Raw genomic sequence first — 21,002 nt, forward strand, 5'->3', positions numbered from 1 at the left:
ATTTACCCCTCCATAGAAAGAAGCACATCAATTTGTTTCCTTAGCTCCCCCAAACTTTCATTTAACTTCTGCCTTTCAGCTTTAGGCAATTCTTGGACAATTCTTTTATCAATTGATTCAATTGTAGTGATTGCCTTATCTGCAAGTTTTGCTGGCATGTTTTGTTCCTGACGATTTTTAGACTTTTCAGAGTGCTTGTTTGAAATCTTTTGAACTTCTGCGATTGCTTGGACCGCTTCTTGATCATGATGCAAACGAGAAAACAGTTCGACATTGTTCTTGATTGGCTCTTTATTATCTAAAGCCTCTACAATTGTATCAGTTGACTCTTCCATTTCTTCAATGAATTTTTCTTCATTTTTTGTACCAACAACCGTTTTGACTATTTGTCTGAATTCTTGTTTATAATCCTCTTTTGCAGAACGTACCTGAATAATTTTTGCAAACAAGCTGTTCAATAACTGATTTGTATTTGCTGTATTCTTGAACTTTTTATACTGAGGAAGCAAATCTCGAAGTGGCCCATCTAACTCTAATTGTTTGGCCAACGCATAATTATCCGGATTGGTATTCGAGAATTCTAAGAACTTCACAATTAGCTCTGCTTCAAGCAGTAAATTGTTCACCTCGTTAGGTTTTAGTCCGGCAAATTTAGAATATTCCGTCGCAGTCATAATAGTATTCACCGAAACAGTTTTGTAGGCATCAATTGCTCTATCAATCGGATCATAATCTACTTTATCCAATCTCCCAAATTGAATCTGTAATTCTAGCGACTTAATCCGCTTTCGGTCATCAATGTTTTCTACAGATAGGTCATCTAAAATAACTGCTTCGAAATATTGCTGTTCTATTATTGCAGGATCCTGATCAAGTAATCGTCTTGCTGTAAAGCGGCGATTTCCATCAATGACGCGCCCATCGCTTAAAACATAGCCAGGCTGATCTTGGCCTTTCATTGCAATATCTCTCTTTAAGACTTCCATATCCTTTTTGGTCTTATCGTCATCGTTTGTTAACATGTTTTGAACAATCATATTGTATTCTTCGTTATGCCCTGGGGACAATTTCCCGTTAGTACTTTCATAATTCGACAGTGTAACACCAATTCGACCATTTTGCTCGTTATAATAGAGATACTTTAAAGGGATGGCGTATGTTTTCCCACTATACTTTTCTCCATTCGCCTTTTTGATAGGAACATTAATATCATGTCCCCCATCCTTAACAAATCCTTTATTATATAAATCAAACAGATTAATATTTCCCATAAATCTTCACCCGTCCTATAAATCTATAATTTCTTTTACATATTCTACGTTGAACCAAAAGCGCTGTTTTACTATACTTTGCCCTGTCGGTAACTCCACTTTGTCATCACCATTTTTTCCACCTGGTCTTAAGTGACCGAGTGAATTAAATTTGCTAGATGGTAGATTGTTTTTATTGATAATCTTCCCACTCTTTTGTTCTACAGGTGTAATCTCAAGCTTTCTTTCATTGATTAAGTAACGAACTTGATCCCACACTTCTTTCAGACCATGATTTATATCGTATTCTGACATCTTCCAAACCTTTACATCCAAGAACGTCATTTCACTATCATCCACACGCTTACCAGTAGGATATTGTTGGAAGACGAAGAGAATTAATGTCTTGCTTTTAAAATATTCATACAAAGAACTATCCTTCCAAGAATCTGCTGCAATCCATTCATCAAAATTAATTGGCATGAAAGACATAGCTTCAGCTGGAGTTTCCATTCCAGTTAAACGCACCGTTTTTAAAACCGCTTGTACTTTGTTATCGCATAAATCCAATTGATTGTTGCTTATTTTCAACATCTTCCTAGCTAAATTTACAAAAGAGGCTTTACTATCCTTTTCAAATAGTCCCAATTCCTCTTTAATTTCAGAAACCTTCTTTCCTTTATAGTTAGACAGTTTTTCATCTAACTCTTTTTGGGCAGAAAGAATTAGCTCATTATTTTGCTTCATAATAGTATTCTCCCTACATTATTAATGAATAATCCTTTTTAATTATAACATCAACAATCACTTTTATTAATTTACTCTTTAAATTAGGAGATCCAATACCTAATAATTCCAAAAATAAGTAAAAAATAAAATGAAGATAACCGCTATAAAATAGTCAGCTATCTTCATGTAAATAATCCAATATTAGTAATATAAAACATTCCACCATAAAGAAGTAACACATTCTGTCAGTTACTTTACATTACATTGATTTCTTCTAATGTTGTACCTTCAGGTTCATCTAGGGCGTTTATTAGTTCTAGTAGGTCGGACAGTTCTTCGATTTTATGTTCTTTTGTTGTTGCTTCTAGGTATTCGGTTGGTTTTCCTTGTGTTTTTTTGCAGATTTTTTTATGTATTCGTCTTCAGATATAATTCTTGTTGTGGGTGTTTTTCCGTTATTTTTTATTATTTGTGGGATTTTGTCTCGGATTAGTTTGTTTTAGGTCGGTATGAGAGTTCCCTCCGTTGATTTTCCTTCCATTATAATGGAAAAGCAGTTTAACTAGTTGTTAAACTGCTTCATTGCTTCTTTTATATAGTTTTCTTCTTCAGTTGTGAAAAGGATTGGAGATTCAGGTAGTGGAAAGTTTGATTACTTGAGTCTACCTCCTATGTCACTTCCAAGAATAACAAGATAATTTGTTATTTCTTCTATTAAACCAAAATTACTTAGAATCAAAAACGTATCTAATAAGTGACTACTTTCTAAATCATGCCCCTACTAACTGCTTCCCTTTTATATTCCCCTGAAATTTCTCTAAATGAGGAGCTATAATTTGCAATACAGTTTCCCTATTAACCCAAAATGTTCTTTTTATTTGTTGACTATCATCTGTAAAAGTAAAAGTATCATTTGCATCTTTAGCCTTAGGTCTAATATGTAACCCCTTATTGTCAGACGCTTTAACAAATCCATCTGCATTTCCTGCTTTAAACTTGTCTATAGTATCATCATATACTTCTTTTGCCTTAAGAAAAAGGTTTGAAAAATTAAAATTAGGAATTACTTGAATACCAATAAGTTTTCCAACTAAATTCTCAATAAAAATAAACAAGAAAAATTCCTTTTCAATTTCTTTTTTTAAATATGAAGTTTCAAAGGAAAATATTTCATCAACCTTTTCATCATCATATATTTTAGGATAATTATCTACCTCGTAAAATTGGCTAAATGTTTTACTTGGTAAAGCAAATGACTCTTTCAAGCTAAAGCTTTCCTCCGTATCTTTAACTGTTACATTAATCGTCCTAAATTCTATTTTTATTCCCTGCTCTTCCAGTTCCTTTTTTATAAACATACTTCGATTAGATTTAGATTTATTATGTTCCCTATACATTTCATATTTATTTACCAACTCTAAAGGCTCTTTAAATAATTCAATGGCTTTATCGGTACCTTCTTCTAAAATCCTGCTACTTTCTTGATAACTTTTATATAAATCATCTTTTTTCAACATATTAGAATCTATTACTCTAGGAGCAGCTAACTCAATAAATGTATCTACAAAGCTTTCATATATCCCCTGAAAATACTCTTCTTTATTATTTTCGTCTTCTGCATCATTATATACATCTTTACAATAAGACTTAAAATAAAACTTACCATTACTAGATAATCCAGCATAATTTTCCTCAGGCACCATTTCGGGTTTTTCTCTTTTTCTCCACCACTTATCAACGTAGTCGAATACATCCATATTTCTAAAGAAATCATCAACACTTTCAACATCTTTGTCTAAAAACTCATCTATTTCCTTTAAATATTCCTCTAATTTATTTTTATTAAGATTTCTTGCCGTTCCTGGTTTATCTCTAAATAATAAATATGCTTTAACAAAATCCGGCAATAAAAATCCCCCATAGCTTCTCTCTTCACCATTCCTACAAATTTTCTTGTTTTTTTTCTCTAATTTCATATTAATCTGATCTACCAGTTCAGTCTTAGTTTCTATATCCTCAATCTTAACCGGAATTTGAGTATTCAATCCTAATGTTATAGATCTTTTTAGTTTAGAATTTACTGCAATAAATATTGTTTTTATTTTGACGGATTGTTTTAATTCATCCATTAATTGATTAATAAAATTATTTGCTTTTAAATTATCTTGTCCAAGTCTATTCTTCAAATCCTTTTTAATTGTTCTTACAATATCAGTACAATGTGTTAATGTTTGCGCCCCATTTATCACACTAACATTCAACGGATTAAAAATAATTTTATCTTCTGCAACTCTGAATTTTTCAGATGAATAAATTGTAATCCCATTATGATGAAACCAAAAATTCCCCAAAGCATTTTGATATCCATTAAAATTATCCGAACCATTATTCTCTTTCAGATATTCATTCACTTTTTCTTTTAATTCCGAATCTTTATCATCAGAATTATTCAAACCATATAAACCTAATAAGAATTTCGTCTTAAAATTATCTCTTAAACGATTAGCCTGGCTACCACTAATCCCTAATCTCACATTATCTTTAAACAATTCACTACCAGTTTGATTATATAACTTGTACAATTCTTTTAATGACATATTGTACACTAAACCTATACCACTTTCATTCTCTGTATTAACACCCTTATACTCTAAATAATTAATTCCTTCTTCTTCCAAAAACAGTTCGATTTCATTATCTTGAATTAAATAACATGTCTTCAAAGATTCTAAATCTTTTTTTATTTTCCTTTTTTCTACTCCACTTTTTGCTTCTGCAACTACATTATCCCGAAAATCCTGTTCTTCTTCCCATGATTCAAATACCATTAATGGCTGTATTTCTAGATTTTTTTTTTGTTCATAACCTTCCCAAAACTTTTTGAATGTAACTTTATCTTTATTTTCTTTTCGAAAATCATCTACGTAATACTCTACTATATCTCCATTATCATTAATGATTTCTAAAATTCCAGATTTTAAGTCCATACTTCTATCTTCTAGCCCTGCGTCACCTAATATTCTGTATATCTTTTTCACATCATTACATTTTAATACCATAATATCAATAACTCCTTCTTATATAAGATATTCGTAAATATTCAAAGTCATGGCAAGCTCTTTGCCGAATTCTATTCAATCTGCTCATATCTTCTTCCTTAGCCTTAACCTTTTTTTCCAATTCATTAAAGGCACAAAATAAATCTTGTTCATACTTTCTTAATTGCCTCATGACATCTTGTTTATGAACATTATTTTTGACAAAAGAATTAATCTCAAACTCTATATTTTCAAAATACGAATCTAATTCAGATTCTAACGTATTATCTATTTTACATCCTTCTAGGGTTTTCTCGATTCCTTCAGTAATAACATCACTCAATTTATCCTTTTCTGGAAAAAGAGTAGACTCATATATAGAGAAAAATTCCGCTAATTGCTTTCTTATCTTTTCTTTTTTCTCACCATTTATTGTTATTCTTTTATAAAAACAATTAGGAATTCTTGTAATATTACTTGCTGGGAAAAATATGAATCCTCCTCTTTGTAACTTTATCCTATCATTAAAATGTCCATGCGTTACTACTTTAAAATTCTTCTTTAAAATTAACTCGCTTTGGTTTTCTAATAACATATCATTATAATATTTTTCTATATATTTTGAGCTTGGAGAAAAATGTTGCGGTAAACAAAATACATAAAGGTAGCCATCCTTATCACCTTTATCATTCTCATAAGCAGTAGCAAAATATATTGCTACCAAAACATTAAATGTTATATCCAACAATCTACTAGTTGCCAAATAATGTTGCGCTGCTATTGCTTTTTGTAAATTTGTTTTTTCTTTCTCTCCTATCACTTGATAATCATTCAATAAATCAAATAGTTTAATTTCTTGTTTGGGACTTAAACCTTTTCTATATAATGATGGTAATAATTTCGTTTCCTTATAATCCTGAGGCTCTCCACGAAAAGCTACGACACTTTGTTTTTCGGGAATTTCTAAAGATGCCTTCAGTAATAGAGTCTCCTCTTTTACCCGCTCTAATAATCCAAAAAGGCACTCTTCCTTTTTTTCCACTTCATTTCCATTCATTTCAACACCTCTTTAACAATTTATTTAAATAATAAATTATATTATGTTTTTTAATAAAGATATTATTTTTACGCTATTCATCCAATATAATCTAAAACTTTAAAAATCAATTTATACTATAGAATTATATCACATCATATTTTTGAATAATATTCCTTTCTTGTAATAATCTCCTTACAGTGTTTATCTCATTTTTAAACACAATTCCTCCCCACTATACCAATTTCACTATTTAAAAAACACAAATAACCCGATTTTATATTCGTACAAAATCGGGTTACTTACTCATATTAAATTCATCTGTTAATAGCTGCTAACTTTACACACCTAAATAAGGCTTAATTGTACCCATCCACCTTTTTCTTTCTCTTCCTGATTAATCTCCAAAATTCTCTTGCCCATTCTCTCCACCAAATCAACCACTAAAGCATTTCCCATACAAAAGTATCTGTTTCTTTGTGGCATTCCTGTATTCGTCCAGTCCATCGGGAAGCCATTTAACAACTCACATTCAACTGGTGTTAAATATCTTAGTCTTTTTGTATAAGGATCTTCGATTACATGTGAACTCCTATTACATGTTCCTTCACTTGTTAACATTGTACGTCCAGGCTTATTTAAATCGTCAGGGAAAGCCATTCCTCCCTCAGAATAGAAATATTTATGCCCTGTCGCCTTTGATAGTCTTTCTTCTTTTTTAGGACCTTTAAGATACTTAAGTTCCTCAAATTCAGTTCTGCCCTTTTTGTTAACCTTATCCATTTTCAAATAATATGATTCATCTGCAGGACCAAATTTATCATATACCTTTTGAACAACTTCACCTAAAGTCTCTGGACTTTCAGTTACTGGAACTAATTCTTCCGTATATACTTGTCCATCCATCATTACGCCAGAATTATAGTATTCAGCTTTAAATGTATCAGAAACCTCAATAATATCGACTGGCAACTCAAATTGCCCTCTTTTTTTGTTTTCTTCAGGTGCTTCATGCACATTAAAAATTGGAGCGAAGAACCCATTTTCACACAATATCTCTAAAGGCTTCAGTTTACTTTGAACAGATGTGAAATGAGATTCTTTTAAGTACGCAAAAATAAATACTCTTCTTCTTCTTTGTGAATTCCCATAATCCGCAGCGTTAATGACTCTCCATTCCACTACATAACCTGCATCTCTAAAGCTAGCCAGCATAATAGAAAAATCACGACCTCTTTGTTTTGCTGGTGACTTCAATAATCTATCTACATTCTCTAACAAAACAAATCTTGGCTTGCGAGAATTAACTATGTTCATTATTTCCCAAAAAAGAACACCTTTTTTCCCTTGTATTCCTTTTTCATTTGATAAAGTACGTGCTACAGAATAGTCTTGGCAAGGAAAGCCTCCTACTAATAAATCATGCTCAGGTATTTCCGGCCAAGCTTCAGCTATATCTCTATTTACATGTATTCCTTTATTTTCAAAGCGAGTTGCATAACAATTAAATGCATGTTGTGCTTTAGTTGAGGGTTCCCACTGGTTTCCCCAAAGAACTTCAAAGTTTTCGTTTGCTTCTAGTCCTAATCTAAAACCTCCTACTCCCGCGAAAAGTTCTACTACTTTCACCATAAATACACGAACATCCTTTCGGTATTTTATTTATCTATGCTTCATTATAATAAAAAGTGAGGAAAAGATCAACTATAACATTTCAAGAACCGTCTTTTTTGTATTTCCTTGTTTGGCTTGTACCAATTAAGAAAACTGTTCGCACTTTATCAATATTATAAAGGACATAACTCATATTGAATAAATTCAATATGACTGTTATCTAATAATATAAACTATCTTTTCCCTCTTATAAATTTTTACTTATATAAATTTGAAACAGCTTTTTATTATAGCATAACTTTAATATGTATTGTTTAAAATCATCAACGCAGCACTGGATACAGAAAGGAGATTATTATGGACTACACTACAATAGAAGAACTAATGAAAAAAGCACATGAAGCTGAAGGAAAAACATTTGGTGAAATTGATACAACTAATCGACTCGCAAATGCAAAGTCAAAAGGTGGACTAGGACAAGTAATCGAGGAAAGCTTTTTTGGATATGAAATAAATTCAAACGCAGAAGCTGACTTTAAACACCTTGGTATTGAACTCAAAGTAACTCCATTTAAACAAAATAAAAACGGTTCATTATCAGCCAAAGAACGGCTAGTCTTAAATATTATCAACTATATGGAAGAAGTTCATACACACTTTGAGACATCAAGCTTCTGGAAAAAAAACGAAAAGCTACTACTAATGTTCTACGAATGGGTACCTGGCGTAGACCGTAAAGATTTTCATATTACAAAAAGTCTTCTGTTCACCTATCCTGAAGCTGATTTAGAAATAATTAAGCAAGACTGGGAAACCATCGTAAATAAAATTCGTGCCGGAAAAGCACATGAATTATCTGAAGGTGATACAAACTATTTAGGAGCTTGCACAAAAGGCTCCAATAAAAATTCACTTCGTTCACAACCTTATTCTGAAATTCAAGCCATGCAAAGAACTTTTTCATTAAAGCCTTCTTATATGACAGCACTAGTTCGTAGATATCACCTAAACGAAGAACTAGTAAGTTTTACAACAACAAATGAACTAAAAGAAAAATCTTTAGAAGAAATCCTTTACTCAAAATTTGAGAATTACATAGGCCTAACCGATCAAGAAATCGCCCAAAAATTATCTATCGAGTACAAACCTACAACCAAGAGCTTTGTTCCATTACTTGTAAGCTCTCTACTTGGTATTAAAGGAACTCGACTCGACAAAATTGAAGAATTTGCAAAAGCTAATATAGAATTTAAAACAATTCGTTTAGAGCCCAACGGAAAGCCAGAACAAAACATGTCATTTGAAACAATTGATTTTCATCAATGGACAAATGAATCATGGGAAGAAAGCGAAATTCGAGAACGCTTCTATCAAACCAAGTTTCTGTTTGTAATTTTCGAATTTAACCAAACAAAAAAAGAAAATCCAAACCGTAAACTCTACTTTAAAGGCATTAAACTTTGGAACATGCCTGTCCCTACAATAGAAAAAGAAATACGTGAACTATGGGAAGAAGTTAATAAGGTTATAAATGAAGGTATTCAAATTGAATATAAAAAACGTGGGGATAAAGTCGTCGAAGCGAATAACCTACCAAAAATAAATTTCAATGGCGTTGCGCATATTAGACCAAAAGCTCGCAACGGTGCCGATAAAGTAGCTTTACCTGATGGCCAACATATTACAAAGCAGTGTTATTGGTTGAATAATTCTTATATTGCTCAAATTATTAACAAGATGGATAAATAACTATTCCTTCCTAATCTTTTTCATTAATAAACATGGATTATAGCTAGATGATATATAACTTATCCAGCTATAATCCATTTCATATACACAAATCATTAAAATTATCTATGCCTTCATTATCATTGAAAATACTTCTGATAATCCTCTTCATTTTTAAATTCAATCGGCCCAACATCCATTCGGAATTTTCCATTCTCGTACAATAGTGGTGAAGCCTCTGAATGGTCTTTTGAGTAACTTTCTACGTGTGAAATTTTCATCTCATGTGAATTGGTGAAATCAATATGAGCAATGCACACCCAATAAGCATGGTCATTTATTTCTAATAACGGTGCTGTTACAACGCTTCCCATATGATTATCGACAACAGCTTTAGCCTTCATAGAATAGAAACTACCTATTCCATTTCCGACAGCACTATATGCAGCAAATAAAACATATTTTAAAGCTTCTGGTCGATAAATACGGATTGTTTCTTTTCCTGGTTCTTGCGAATCGCCATCTAACACAATATACGGTGAAACTTTAGACGAACCTAGATTTTTATAATAAACCTTTCCTATCTCTCCATTCGTTGTTACGTAAAAACAATATAAGTCTAAATCTTTATTTGTTTCCCACTCTAAAGTAGCTGTTACCATTTTAGATTTTTGTATATTTATAGATTGTTTTTTCTTCAATTCAACCTTCACTGCATTAATAGCTTTTTGTACTGGAGGCGGAGTAGAAACTATTTTTTTCTCTACAGGAGGAGTTGTTTGTTTTTCATCCTCTGCGATTTCTATTCCAAAACTTGTACATAATGCAGCTAACCCACCAAAATAGCCAGCTCCAATAGGATTGAACTTCCATCCTCCTCCATGTCGATATAGCTCTCCAACAATAATGGCACTTTCATCTGTAAATGGATATGTAATAGGAAAATGAATAATTTCTAAACCTGATTGTGCGTTACTTATTTTCAATTGAATATGGGAAACATCTCGTAGCGCCTGTTTCTTCTCTTCCGCATTATGAATTGTAATCGAAAATACAATCTTTTGTACCTCATCTTTTATATGAGTAAAATCTATCGAAAATCTTTGTTTACTTCCATTTGTTTCATTTTGATTCAATTGAACAGATCGACAACTAGAATAAGGTTGTCCATAGAAAACGAAATCTTCTTCTTTAGTAATTTTCCCGTTAAACCCTACTAAAAAAGCTGATGCATCTACATCCATATTCATCGGGGCATTCCAAGTTAAATCTACTAGTAATCCTTTCATCTCTGGATGATTCTTTGTAACGTCTATCTTCTGTCCCCTTACTAAAGTATGTATCATCATAATTCCCCCGTCTTACACCTTTAATATTTTTTATTCATTTTAATTATACTCCTCTTTAGATTTCCCTTTCTATCTTAAATATGAAAACATTATAAAAGAAAAAATCTATATGAAAACTTATTAAACCAGCTAATCTCTATTTAAAATTCTAAATAAATATAGTAAGAATGATATCAATATTTCATGAGTACAAGGGGCTAAAATTACTTAATAACTCTATCTCCACCAACCATCTCTCCATACCAATCATAACTCTCCTCCAAAAACCCCCTAGTCTCCCCACTATCCTTATAATAAGAATTCCACCCCCGCTCCCTCAAAATCCCCTTCCAACTATCACTCTCCACCATCCTCTTAATCACACCATTCCAATAAGCAACCTCTTCCTCCGTCATATCTTTTGGGCCCATAATTCCTTTCCAGTGCTGGAATATGACGTTGATTCCTTGTTCTTTCCATGTTGGGATTTCTGGTAGTCGGTCTAGTCGTTTTGGTGCGGATACGGCTAGTATTTTTATTTTGCTGGCTTTGTATTGTTTTTCGGCTTCGGATAGGGTCATGGTTGCGGCGTTTATTTGTTTGTTCGTTAGGGCGTTTATGATTTTTTCTTTGTTTTCGTAGACGAAGAATTGTAGTTCGGCTGGGTTTATGCCGAATGCTTTGCTTACTTGTACGAATGATAGGTGATCGTCGTTTCCTAGGCCGGGGGCAACGCCAATTTTGAAGTTTTTCTTGTTTTGTTTTAGTTGTTCCATTAGTTGTTTTGCGTTTTCTATGTTTGAGTCCTTTGATACGACAACGACTTCCCAGTCCGATGCGAGTGTCGCGAGCGGAGTGAAGTCTTTATATGTTAGTTTACTGTGACCTAGTAGGTTGTTCGTTATGAGTAAGCTTGAGTTCATCGCCAGTACGTGACCGCCTTTTTGTTTCGTATATTTCCATCCGACGTCACCACTGCCACCTACTTTGTTTGTGACAGTGATTGGTTTTGTGAAGATTTTTTCTTCCGTCAGCGTTTTTTGCATCGCCCGTGCTGTTAAGTCCCATCCTGCTCCTTGAACGTTCGGCGCAACGATTTCTAATTTGTCGATGTTCACTTTATTCGTATGGGATTTTTCTGAGGAACAACCAGCTATTACTCCTGTCATGATCCATATACATAGTAATAATCGTTTTTTCATAGTCCTCGTCCTATTCGATATTTTCGTTCTGGTCGTCCGATAATGCCGTATGTGTATTCTACTGTGCATTCGTTTGTCGCTACTAAGTATTCTAAATATCTTCTTGCGGTTGTTCGGGAGGCACCCATTTGCTCTCCCATTTCTTCTATTGTAATGCCCTCATCGAATCCTTTTATAATTCCTTTCACTTTTTGCAGTGTTAACGGATCAACGCCTGTCGGTAAGTTTTTTATGTCTTGTGTTTGCGAAATGCCGAAGAAGTTATCGATAAGTGCTTGATTCACTTCATTGTTACTATGTAATAATTGCTTCTTTCTTTTATAGTCTTCAATTGTGCGAACAAATTTTTCTAACGTAACTGGTTTTATAAGGTAGTTGCTTACGCCGTTTCGAATTGCTTTTTCTAGCATATGGTTTTCATTTGCCGCTGTTACCATAATAACGTCAACGTTTGGAAAGTCAGCGTGGATTTTCGGCAATAAGTCCGTACCGATTCCGTCTGGTAAATAATTATCTAATAGAAGCAAGTCGATTTCTTCCTTTTGTAATAGTTCCATCGTTTCTTTTGCGTTCAACGCTTTTCCGATTACTTTTACGTCCTTTATTTTTAATAAAAACTCTTCCTGAATTTGCGCTACGCGGAAATCATCTTCTGCAATTGCAACCTTCAACATATGTCCATCCCCCTGTTTGTCATGTACTTTCTTTCAATGTTTTCGGAAGGTAAATTGTAAAAATAGCTCCCCCATTTTTCTCATTCTGAATCTCAATTGTTCCTTCTAGTACATCTACCATTTCTTTCACGTTTGCTAGTCCGTAACCACGATTGTTTCCTTTCGTTGAAAATCCTTTTTGAAAAATGGTCGTGATTTTTTCAGCTGGTATTCCTACTCCGCTATCTATCACTTCAAACACAATATCGTGCCCAATATCCGTAACGAAGAAAGAAACACTCTTTTCCTCTCGTTCACTCACCGCATCAAACGCATTGTCGATTATGTTTCCAAGGATTGTAATAAGGTGTGAAACTTTTATATGGTCTGGTAACGGATGAAGCGCGCTATCTCCTTCAATATGAAAATCAATTTTCTTCTCAGACGCTGTTGCGAGTTTTCCTAATAAAATAGCTTGTACTTTTGCATCATGAATTTGATGGAATAAAATATGGTTTTGGCTTTGATGAATGTTAGATTCTTGTTGGATAAATTCAATCGCTTCTCTGTAGTGCCCTAACTGAAGTAATCCCGATAAGACGAAAAGTTTATTTGTAAATTCATGTGTTTGAGCGCGTAAGTCCTCGGAATACTTTCTTACTTCTGATATTGTGTTCACTAGATTTTGCAGTTCTGTTTTATCTCTAAAACTACATACAACGCCTACCGTACTATTATTTTCGAGTATCGGTGTCATGTTTAAAATAAACACTTTATCTTGAAATGCGATTTCTTGATCAGTTTCTAGCACTCTTTCCATATTAAAATCAGGTAAAACATTTGAAATGTGTTGCTGCATATAATCACCATTTACATGCAACATTTCTTCGGCCGACGTGTTCATCATCGTAATAAAACCATTTTGATCAATGGCGATAATTCCTTCTTTTATAGATAGTAGTATCGCACTTCGCTCCCGGTATAACGCTGCGATTTCATTCGGCTCTAAACCGAGTGTATCTTTCCGAATGCTACGTGCTAAAAGAATGCCTCCAATGATTCCAACTAGTAACACCGCTAAGGAAAAGAGAATAATTTCTTTCGTTCTGCTCAATATGTTAGATTCAATGCCTTTTATTAAAAACTCTACTGTCACAACGCCTACTACTTGATCGTAATCTCCGTTATGAACAATAATAGGTGCCTTCGCCATTAAAGCTGGACCACTTTCACCATTTCCTTCAAGCGTATAATAACCACCAAAAGTGAGTGCTTCATAGTTATATGGATTGTTACTCTTTGTACCAATCAACTCCGAATTAGAATTCGAATACATAATCCCATAGCGATCTTCTATAATGACAGTATCGGCACCAGCTTGCTCACGAACTTGTTCCGCAATGGATTGGATCGTACTTTTATGCTCGTTATTTTGAAAAGCTTCTTTTATAGCTGGCATAAAAGAAAGCGACTTCGCTGTTTGCAGTGCTAGCTGCTCCACTTGGCGCTTCGTATCAACGGACTGAATGTAAACGAATATTCCGGCTAATAGGAGAACGACAAATAAAATTAACGCGATAATTAAGCTTACTATTTTCGTTTGTAATGACACTTTGCGTGATTTTTTCATACCCCATACCCTTTGATAAAATATTCAAAACTATCAATCTCCTTTTTCTATTATTATGACAAAACGAATAATGAAGCAACTATTAAAAATATCCATGTTCATAAAGTACAAAAAGAATAAAACTGTCATAATATTGAGATTTCATTCTGCAAACAGTACAATTCAACTATAATGAACACGCTTTCATAATTATCGTTTTATTTATAAGCACGGGGAGGAATTAGTATGGCTCAAGTAAAATCAAACCGAGTCGCCGGCAATATTTTCAAAGGTTCTGTCGGTAATTTAATTGAATGGTACGACTGGTACGTTTACTCTGCTTTCGCTGTTTATTTTTCAGCAGAGTTCTTTCCTAAAGGAGATCCAACGAGTCAGTTACTGAACACAGCGGCTATTTTCGCAGTTGGATTTTTAATGCGCCCTATCGGCAGTTTATTAATGGGACGCTATGCAGATCGGCACGGACGCCGAGCAGCATTAACGCTTTCGATCACGGTTATGGCCGGTGGTTCTTTCATTATCGCCTGTACCCCTAGTTACGAAAGCATCGGGATTATGGCGCCAATTATTTTAGTTCTTGCTCGTTTACTGCAAGGATTATCACTTGGCGGAGAGTACGGAACTTCCGCAACGTATTTATCTGAAATGGCTAGTAGTGGTCGCCGTGGTTTTTATTCAAGCTTCCAATATGTAACGCTCGTTGCTGGACAGATGGTTGCGTTAGGCGTTCAAATTGTTCTTCAGCAATTATTAAGCGAACCAGATATGAAAGCTTGGGGATGGCGTATTCCATTCATTATTGGAGCGATGGGCGCAGTAGCTGTATTATGGCTTCGTCGCACGATGGATGAATCAGAGCAATTCGCAAACATAAAATCACAAAAACGCGAAAGCGCAGGAACTGTTCGTGCTCTTATGAAACATCCGAAAGCAGTATTAACAGTAGTCGGCCTAACACTTGGGGGCACTGTTGCATTCTATACGTACACAACATATTTACAAAAATTCATGGTAAACACAGTCGGTCTTCCGAAAGAAGTTGTAAGCTGGATTAACTTTGTCGCACTACTTATTTTCGTCGTACTTCAGCCAATTGCAGGGCTATTATCCGATAAAATTGGACGCCGCCCACTATTAATGGCATTCGGTATTCTCGGAACGTTACTAACAGCACCGATCTTCTTCTTCATGGAAAAAACGACAGAACCAATCGTAGCATTTTTACTCATGATGGTCGGCCTCATTATCGTTACTGGTTACACTTCCATTAACGCAATTGTAAAAGCAGAACTCTTCCCAACTGAAATTCGCGCACTTGGCGTAGGTTTACCATATGCACTAACCGTTGCGATATTCGGTGGAACAGCCGAGTTCATCGCTTTATGGCTAAAAAGTATCGGAATGGAGTCACTATTCTACTTCTACGTAGCTGGATGTATCGCGATCAGCTTTATTACGTATTGGCGTATGGATGAGTCATCGAAAACTTCGCAGATTGAGGCGGAGCTTGGTGGTAGAGATAAATTAGTTAATAATAAATCTAGTTAAAAAAGGCACCTTAAGGTGCCTTTCTCTCATTTGAATTTACTATTTGAGTAATCTAATCATTTACCTTTGATCCTTAAATCCCCAACCGGAGACTAAATAGTTTTGCGTTTTGTTTATCGTAACGCGGATTACCTTTTTCTTATCATTTTTAGAATAACCTTCTACATCAATAAAACCATCACGTACTCCATGTAAAATATCAACTTTAGTAACTACAAGATCTATATTTTCTTTATCCTTCATATAATTTATTGCTACTTTTGAAGCTTTATCTTGAGTAATATTTTTGTTGTACATTGTATAAGATATGTAGCCTATTATTAATAATAAAATCGTAAAAATAGCAATATTCACCTTTTTTCTCTTATTCAATATATTTCCTCCTTAAGAAGATTTATAATATAACTATAAATCTTTTTTGAGGAGTTGAAAATATGGGAAGTTCAGTTTCAGATAAAAGCCTTTCCCATTTGGCTACTAGTAGTTATGGTGATGCTCTTACAGAAGTTGTAGAATTTGGTAAACAAAAAGAGGTTTGGAAACCTGTGGAAATAAATGGTGCCGTTCTTCATAACTCAAAAAATAGCTTTGATGCCACTGTTTACAAGAATGAAGAAACAAAACAAGTTGTGATTGCTTTTCGCGGCTCTTGGGAAGCACCTGATTTTTATGATGCAGATGTATTTGATGTTATGGGTAATCGTTTTAGAAAAAATCAAGATAGTTTGGAAAAAATGAATAGCTTTGACACTTCATCACTTCCTTTAACTGAACAATTTAATTTCGCTATGGCGAAAGAAAGAAAGCAAAAAATAGTTGCAGAAAGTCAATTTACTAATGCTGATGATTTAACAAAAGAAGTAAAGAAATATATGAAAGACCCTAAAAATGGGTTAGACGGATACCAACTTACATTAACCGGCCATTCTCTAGGTGGTGGTTTAGGTGAATACGCTGGGGTTATGAATGATGTAGCAGTTGTTAGTTACGAAGCTCCAAATGTTATTGATTCATTACCTAAAGATAAAAAGGAAAAAGCCTTAAGGGGAGATTATAAAGATCAAATTACAACTATCGGAAACCCCAATGACACTGTATTTACTGGTTTTAGAGGAAATGATAATAAAAATAGAGGTCGTATAGGTCATTTATTTTATACAGATAAACCAGATATAAAAAATGATAATAGGATTCATGATGCAAGTAGTTATATTCCATTTTTACCTTTTTTAACAAATGGTTATAATACTGTTCGTTTTTTCATGGGTTTTATGGGTCCAAGCTTTCATTCCATGGATAACCTTAGTCACGACAAATACGGTTATTTAAATATGCCGAATATGTACGATGGGGAGACAGGAGAGAAAATTCAGGGGTCCCCACGCGCTGATGGGGTTACAATTCATTTAACAGTCGAAGAAGTTAAACAAATTACTTCAGATTTAAAAAGGGAAATTGATAATATTAACCAAAAGATCGTACAAGCAAGCAATAAAATTATTAATGTATTACAACAATCGCCAGCTAGTGTTGATGGCAATTTAATTAATACACTTACATACGGTATTTATGGATTTCAAAGAGGGTATATGGAACGTATTCGTTCCGAGGCTGATTTCATTGAACAAAGAGCGGTTGAATTTGAAACTGTTGATAAACAAAACTGAAAAACGGGTGATCTTCATGAAAAATTATGATGTTATAGCACATGCTGCCGATGTAGTAGGTGCCAAAAATAATTTAGAATCGTGTATTTTAGAATTAGAAAATCACAGAAAGAATGTCAATGCCATAAAAACACTATTAGCACATAGCTGGAAAGGAAATACCGCTAAAGAAATTGAAAGAAGGTTAAGTGAAGTAGAGAAGGAGCTCGTCTATAGAATCGATGAATTTAGAAAGATAGGAGATGATTTAGATAGATATAGAAGAGCAATAGATAGCTTCGCGAATCAATTCATGATGATGGGGCCTAAATATTAGTATAAAAAATACCCTAATGTATCCATTTCTTCTGGCTTCGATAACTATATATTATCTTAGCTCTGCGCGCTTTTCTTATTTGTCATACTTAAGTCTAAATTTAACCTTACCAATATGAAGGTTATTATAAATTATACATGTATAACTAATACTTGTTTCACCATACAAAATAGTATGTAGTACATATTGAATTTATTTACTATAAAAAATGACTTGAATTCTAAAACATTGAATTTTGTAGAACCCGTTTCCTTTGATTACCACATAATACCCATAGTGATTTCTCCACTTAATTTTGGAGCACCGGCAATCAAAGCTTGTTATCTCTGAAACAAGAAGCGTTTCGTATTTAATAATCTCCTTTGTTAACTTAATGGCCACGTAAAACAAAAAAAAGCACCAGGTCCCCCAGTGCTTTTCCCCCACTCTAAAACAAATGACAAGCCACCTCATGCCCTTTCGCAATCTCGACCATCTTCGGTACTTCCTGTGCGCATTTTTCAGTGGCGAATTTGCAGCGTGTTCTGAATTTGCAGCCGGATGGTGAGTTGAGTGGGCTTGGTACTTCTCCCTCTAGAATGATCCGATCTTTCCCTATTTTTGTTGGATCTGGTTCTGGCATGGATGAGAGTAGTGCTTGTGTGTATGGATGTGCCGGTTTTGTGTATAGGTCTTCGCTGTCGGCAATTTCTACTATGTTTCCTAAGTACATGACTCCGATTCGGTCTGATATGTGTCTTACCATAGATAAGTCATGTGCGATGAATAAGTATGTGACGCCTGTTTCTTCTTGTATGTCTTGCAGCATGTTTACGACTTGCGCTTGGACTGAGACATCTAGTGCTGAGATTGGTTCGTCGCATAAAATGAAGTCCGGTTTTACAGATAGTGCGCGCGCGATGCTGATGCGCTGACGCTGGCCTCCGCTAAATTCGTGCGGATAGCGATATAAGTGTTCTTCTTTTAGGCCTACCTTTTTGAGCAGGTCTAAAATGATTTCTTTTTGTTCTTCTTTTTCGTAAGATCCGTGAATGTTCATCGGTTCGCTAATAATTTGGAATACGTTCATTGCCGGGTTTAATGATGCGTATGGATCTTGGAAAATGATTTGCATTCGTTTTCGATATTCTTTTAGTTCACTTTCCTTTAAACTTGCGATGTCTTTTCCGTCGAATAACACGTTACCTGAAGTAACATCGTGTAAGCGAATGATGCTTCTCCCTGTCGTTGATTTTCCGCAACCTGATTCTCCTACTAATCCAAATGTTTCACCTTTTTTAATTGTAAAACTTAAGTCATCGACTGCTTTTAATTGCTCTGTTTTTCTACCGAATAGTCCTTTTTTAATAGGAAAATATTTTTTTAAGTTTCGAACTTCAATTAAGTTTTCTTCATGCATGTGATTCACCTACCGCCCTATCATTTAACCAGCACATAGAACGTCTTTCGTTTCCAATTTCAAAATATGGAGGACGTTCTTTTTCACAAATATCCATCGTATGCGGGCAACGCTCTGCGAACGGGCAACCTTTTGGCGGGTGTAATAAGTTTGGCGTTACACCTTGAATGGGCGCGAGTCTTTCTTTTACGCCGTTCGATATTTTTGGCAAAGAGTTTAATAACCCTTTTGTATATGGATGATTCGGTGATTGGAAAATATCAAGTACAGGTCCTTCTTCCATAATAAGCCCGCCATACATAACGATAACGCGTGTACAGTTTTGTGCGACTATTCCTAAGTCATGCGTAATAAGAAGTAACGCCATGTTCGTTTCGTTTTTTAAGTTTTTCATTAAATCTAGTATTTGTGCTTGTATCGTTACATCAAGCGCTGTTGTTGGTTCGTCTGCAATAAGAAGGTCTGGATTACAAGACATTGCCATCGCTATCATAACCCGTTGCTTCATACCGCCGCTTAGTTCATGCGGATATTGTTTTACCCTTTCTTCTGGTGACGAAAGACCGACTTGTTTTAACAAGTTAACCGCGATTTTCTCTGCTTCTTTCTTTTTTACTTTTTGATGACGTATAATTACTTCCGTCATTTGCTTCCCGATTTTCACGACTGGATTTAGCGCCGACATTGGATCTTGGGAGATAAGCGAAATTTGATTTCCTCTAATAGAACGCAATTCTTTTTCAGATTTAGAAAGGATGTTTTCATTATGAAAAAGAATCTCTCCTTCTTTCACTTTCCCTGGTGATGTAACGAGAGACATAACGGACTTCGCCATTACACTCTTTCCGCTTCCTGACTCCCCAACGATACCAACTACCTCTCCTTTATTTAAACGAAATGTAACGCCGCGAACCGCTTCCACTTCTCCGCTTTCTATGAAAAAAGAAGTCTTTAAATTTTTCACTTCTAATAGTTTTTCAGACACGCTTCTCACTCCTTTCACTTAACACTTTAGTTTTCATGTCCGGCTCCTTTTGGTGCGAAAGCTTTCTTCAATGCTTCACCAATTACGTTAAAACTAAGTACCGTTAAAAGGATAAGGAATCCTGGGAAGAGTGTTAAATACCAAGCTTCGCCAATATATCCTTGTGCATTGTTTAGCATGCTGCCCCAAGAAGAATCTGGTTCTCTAATACCTAAACCTAAGAAACTAAGTGATGATTCCATTAAAATCGATGTCGCGATCGTTAATGTCGCGGCGATAATAATGGTTGATAAAATGTTAGGAATGATATGTCTTACAATAATCATGAGTGATTTTTGTCCTGACACTTTTGCATATAAGACGTACTCACGCTCTTTTACAGATAAAGTCTCTGCCCTTACGATACGAGCGGTGTCCATCCATGTTAGTAATCCGATAATAAGAACTAACGTTGTAATTCCTGGTTTTAAATAAGCATTTAATAGTAACATTAAGAAGAATGATGGAATTGACATAAGTACTTCCACAATTCGCATTAAGAAGTTGTCTAACTTTCCGCCAAAATATCCGCTAATCGTTCCAACTGCGGTTCCGATTGTAATAGAAACAACCATCGCTAGAAAACCGACCGCAAGTGAAACGCGTCCACCATATAACGCCCTAGTTAAGTAATCTCTTCCGTAATCATCCGTTCCGAAAGGATGACTCACACTTGGTTCTTTTAAGCGATCTGGAATTGACATTTTACTAGGATCGTAAGGCGATACGAATGCGAAAATCGATGCGACCGTTAAAACCGCAAGTATAATAACTCCCATTGCAACAAACTTATTTTTTGTAAAACTATGCTTTATCGTTTGAAATCTCCTATTATTCATT

At 34.6% G+C, this 21,002-nt stretch carries 17 protein-coding genes and 2 pseudogenes; 4 read left to right on the forward strand and 15 right to left on the reverse strand.

Features of this window, described 5'->3' with window-relative positions; all coding sequences use genetic code 11:
- Window positions 1–2: 2 nt before the first annotated feature.
- The 7 genes and pseudogenes from MR079_RS02300 to dcm all read right to left on the reverse strand — a co-directional run bounded on the left by MR079_RS02300 (window position 3) and on the right by dcm (window position 7,685).
- Window positions 3–1,271: a ParB N-terminal domain-containing protein gene (locus MR079_RS02300; RefSeq protein ID WP_242293420.1), complete on the reverse strand. Its 1,269-nt coding sequence runs from the start codon at window positions 1,269–1,271 to the stop codon at window positions 3–5.
- Between the two features lie 15 nt (window positions 1,272–1,286).
- Entirely contained in the window at window positions 1,287–1,997 is a 711-nt protein-coding gene (locus MR079_RS02305) for a PDDEXK family nuclease (protein WP_242293421.1), read from the reverse strand.
- A 236-nt stretch (window positions 1,998–2,233) separates the two neighbouring features.
- Window positions 2,234–2,469: pseudogene (locus MR079_RS02310) on the reverse strand (nucleoside triphosphate pyrophosphohydrolase).
- A gap of 72 nt (window positions 2,470–2,541) precedes the next feature.
- Window positions 2,542–2,703 (reverse strand): annotated as a pseudogene (locus tag MR079_RS02315) (MerR family transcriptional regulator); the annotation flags it as partial.
- Between the two features lie 46 nt (window positions 2,704–2,749).
- Window positions 2,750–5,038, reverse strand: a complete 2,289-nt coding sequence (locus MR079_RS02320; RefSeq protein WP_242293422.1) for a DNA mismatch repair protein MutH — start codon at window positions 5,036–5,038, stop codon at window positions 2,750–2,752.
- Between the two features lie 4 nt (window positions 5,039–5,042).
- Complete coding sequence (locus MR079_RS02325) at window positions 5,043–6,074, reverse strand: FRG domain-containing protein (protein WP_242293423.1); 1,032 nt, start codon at window positions 6,072–6,074, stop codon at window positions 5,043–5,045.
- Between the two features lie 327 nt (window positions 6,075–6,401).
- On the reverse strand, window positions 6,402–7,685 hold the full coding sequence (gene dcm, locus MR079_RS02330) for a DNA (cytosine-5-)-methyltransferase (RefSeq protein ID WP_242293424.1): 1,284 nt from the start codon (window positions 7,683–7,685) through the stop codon (window positions 6,402–6,404).
- Window positions 7,686–8,024: 339 nt separating this feature from the next.
- On the opposite strand from dcm, the gene MR079_RS02335 reads away from it, so the two are divergent.
- On the forward strand, window positions 8,025–9,416 hold the full coding sequence (locus tag MR079_RS02335) for a Sau3AI family type II restriction endonuclease (protein ID WP_242293425.1): 1,392 nt from the start codon (window positions 8,025–8,027) through the stop codon (window positions 9,414–9,416).
- Window positions 9,417–9,535: 119 nt separating this feature from the next.
- On the opposite strand, the gene MR079_RS02340 is transcribed toward MR079_RS02335, so the two are convergent.
- The 4 genes from MR079_RS02340 to MR079_RS02355 all read right to left on the reverse strand — a co-directional run bounded on the left by MR079_RS02340 (window position 9,536) and on the right by MR079_RS02355 (window position 14,208).
- On the reverse strand, window positions 9,536–10,741 hold the full coding sequence (locus tag MR079_RS02340) for a TerD family protein (protein WP_242293426.1): 1,206 nt from the start codon (window positions 10,739–10,741) through the stop codon (window positions 9,536–9,538).
- Between the two features lie 206 nt (window positions 10,742–10,947).
- On the reverse strand, window positions 10,948–11,925 hold the full coding sequence (locus MR079_RS02345; protein WP_242293427.1) for a tripartite tricarboxylate transporter substrate binding protein: 978 nt from the start codon (window positions 11,923–11,925) through the stop codon (window positions 10,948–10,950).
- A complete protein-coding gene (locus MR079_RS02350) occupies window positions 11,922–12,599 on the reverse strand; it encodes a response regulator (RefSeq protein ID WP_098606680.1) in 678 nt (225 codons plus the stop codon). Before MR079_RS02350 ends, MR079_RS02345 begins: the two co-directional genes overlap by 4 nt.
- Before the next feature lie 19 nt (window positions 12,600–12,618).
- Window positions 12,619–14,208 (reverse strand): ATP-binding protein, encoded by a 1,590-nt coding sequence (locus MR079_RS02355; protein ID WP_242293428.1) that lies wholly within the window; start codon window positions 14,206–14,208, stop codon window positions 12,619–12,621.
- A gap of 225 nt (window positions 14,209–14,433) precedes the next feature.
- On the opposite strand from MR079_RS02355, the gene MR079_RS02360 reads away from it, so the two are divergent.
- Window positions 14,434–15,756, forward strand: coding sequence for an MFS transporter (locus tag MR079_RS02360; protein ID WP_242293429.1), 1,323 nt, complete (start codon window positions 14,434–14,436; stop codon window positions 15,754–15,756).
- 60 nt (window positions 15,757–15,816) lie between these two features.
- Here the strand turns inward: MR079_RS02360 and MR079_RS02365 are convergent, their stop codons facing one another.
- Complete coding sequence (locus MR079_RS02365) at window positions 15,817–16,128, reverse strand: hypothetical protein (RefSeq protein WP_242293430.1); 312 nt, start codon at window positions 16,126–16,128, stop codon at window positions 15,817–15,819.
- A gap of 257 nt (window positions 16,129–16,385) precedes the next feature.
- Between MR079_RS02365 and MR079_RS02370 the strand changes: the two genes are divergently transcribed.
- Both MR079_RS02370 and MR079_RS02375 read left to right on the forward strand, forming a co-directional pair.
- The gene (locus MR079_RS02370) at window positions 16,386–17,423 is read left to right on the forward strand and encodes a hypothetical protein (protein ID WP_396022955.1); all 1,038 of its coding nucleotides are present in this window, start codon (window positions 16,386–16,388) and stop codon (window positions 17,421–17,423) included.
- A 16-nt stretch (window positions 17,424–17,439) separates the two neighbouring features.
- Window positions 17,440–17,739: a hypothetical protein gene (locus MR079_RS02375; RefSeq protein WP_242293432.1), complete on the forward strand. Its 300-nt coding sequence runs from the start codon at window positions 17,440–17,442 to the stop codon at window positions 17,737–17,739.
- Window positions 17,740–18,166: 427 nt separating this feature from the next.
- Here MR079_RS02375 and MR079_RS02380 read toward each other — a convergent pair whose 3' ends face one another.
- Genes MR079_RS02380 through MR079_RS02390 form a run of 3 tightly spaced genes read right to left on the reverse strand, consistent with a single transcriptional unit; the run spans window position 18,167 to window position 21,001 of the window.
- Entirely contained in the window at window positions 18,167–19,138 is a 972-nt protein-coding gene (locus tag MR079_RS02380) for an ABC transporter ATP-binding protein (protein WP_242293433.1), read from the reverse strand.
- Entirely contained in the window at window positions 19,131–20,123 is a 993-nt protein-coding gene (locus tag MR079_RS02385) for an ABC transporter ATP-binding protein (RefSeq protein ID WP_242293434.1), read from the reverse strand. Before MR079_RS02385 ends, MR079_RS02380 begins: the two co-directional genes overlap by 8 nt.
- Window positions 20,124–20,149: 26 nt before the next feature.
- A complete protein-coding gene (locus MR079_RS02390; RefSeq protein WP_242293435.1) occupies window positions 20,150–21,001 on the reverse strand; it encodes an ABC transporter permease in 852 nt (283 codons plus the stop codon).
- Between the last annotated feature and the right edge of the window lies 1 nt (window position 21,002).

Origin of the sequence: Bacillus cereus group sp. BfR-BA-01381, from assembly GCF_022663555.1 — a bacterium.
Lineage (GTDB): Bacteria > Bacillota > Bacilli > Bacillales > Bacillaceae_G > Bacillus_A > Bacillus_A pacificus.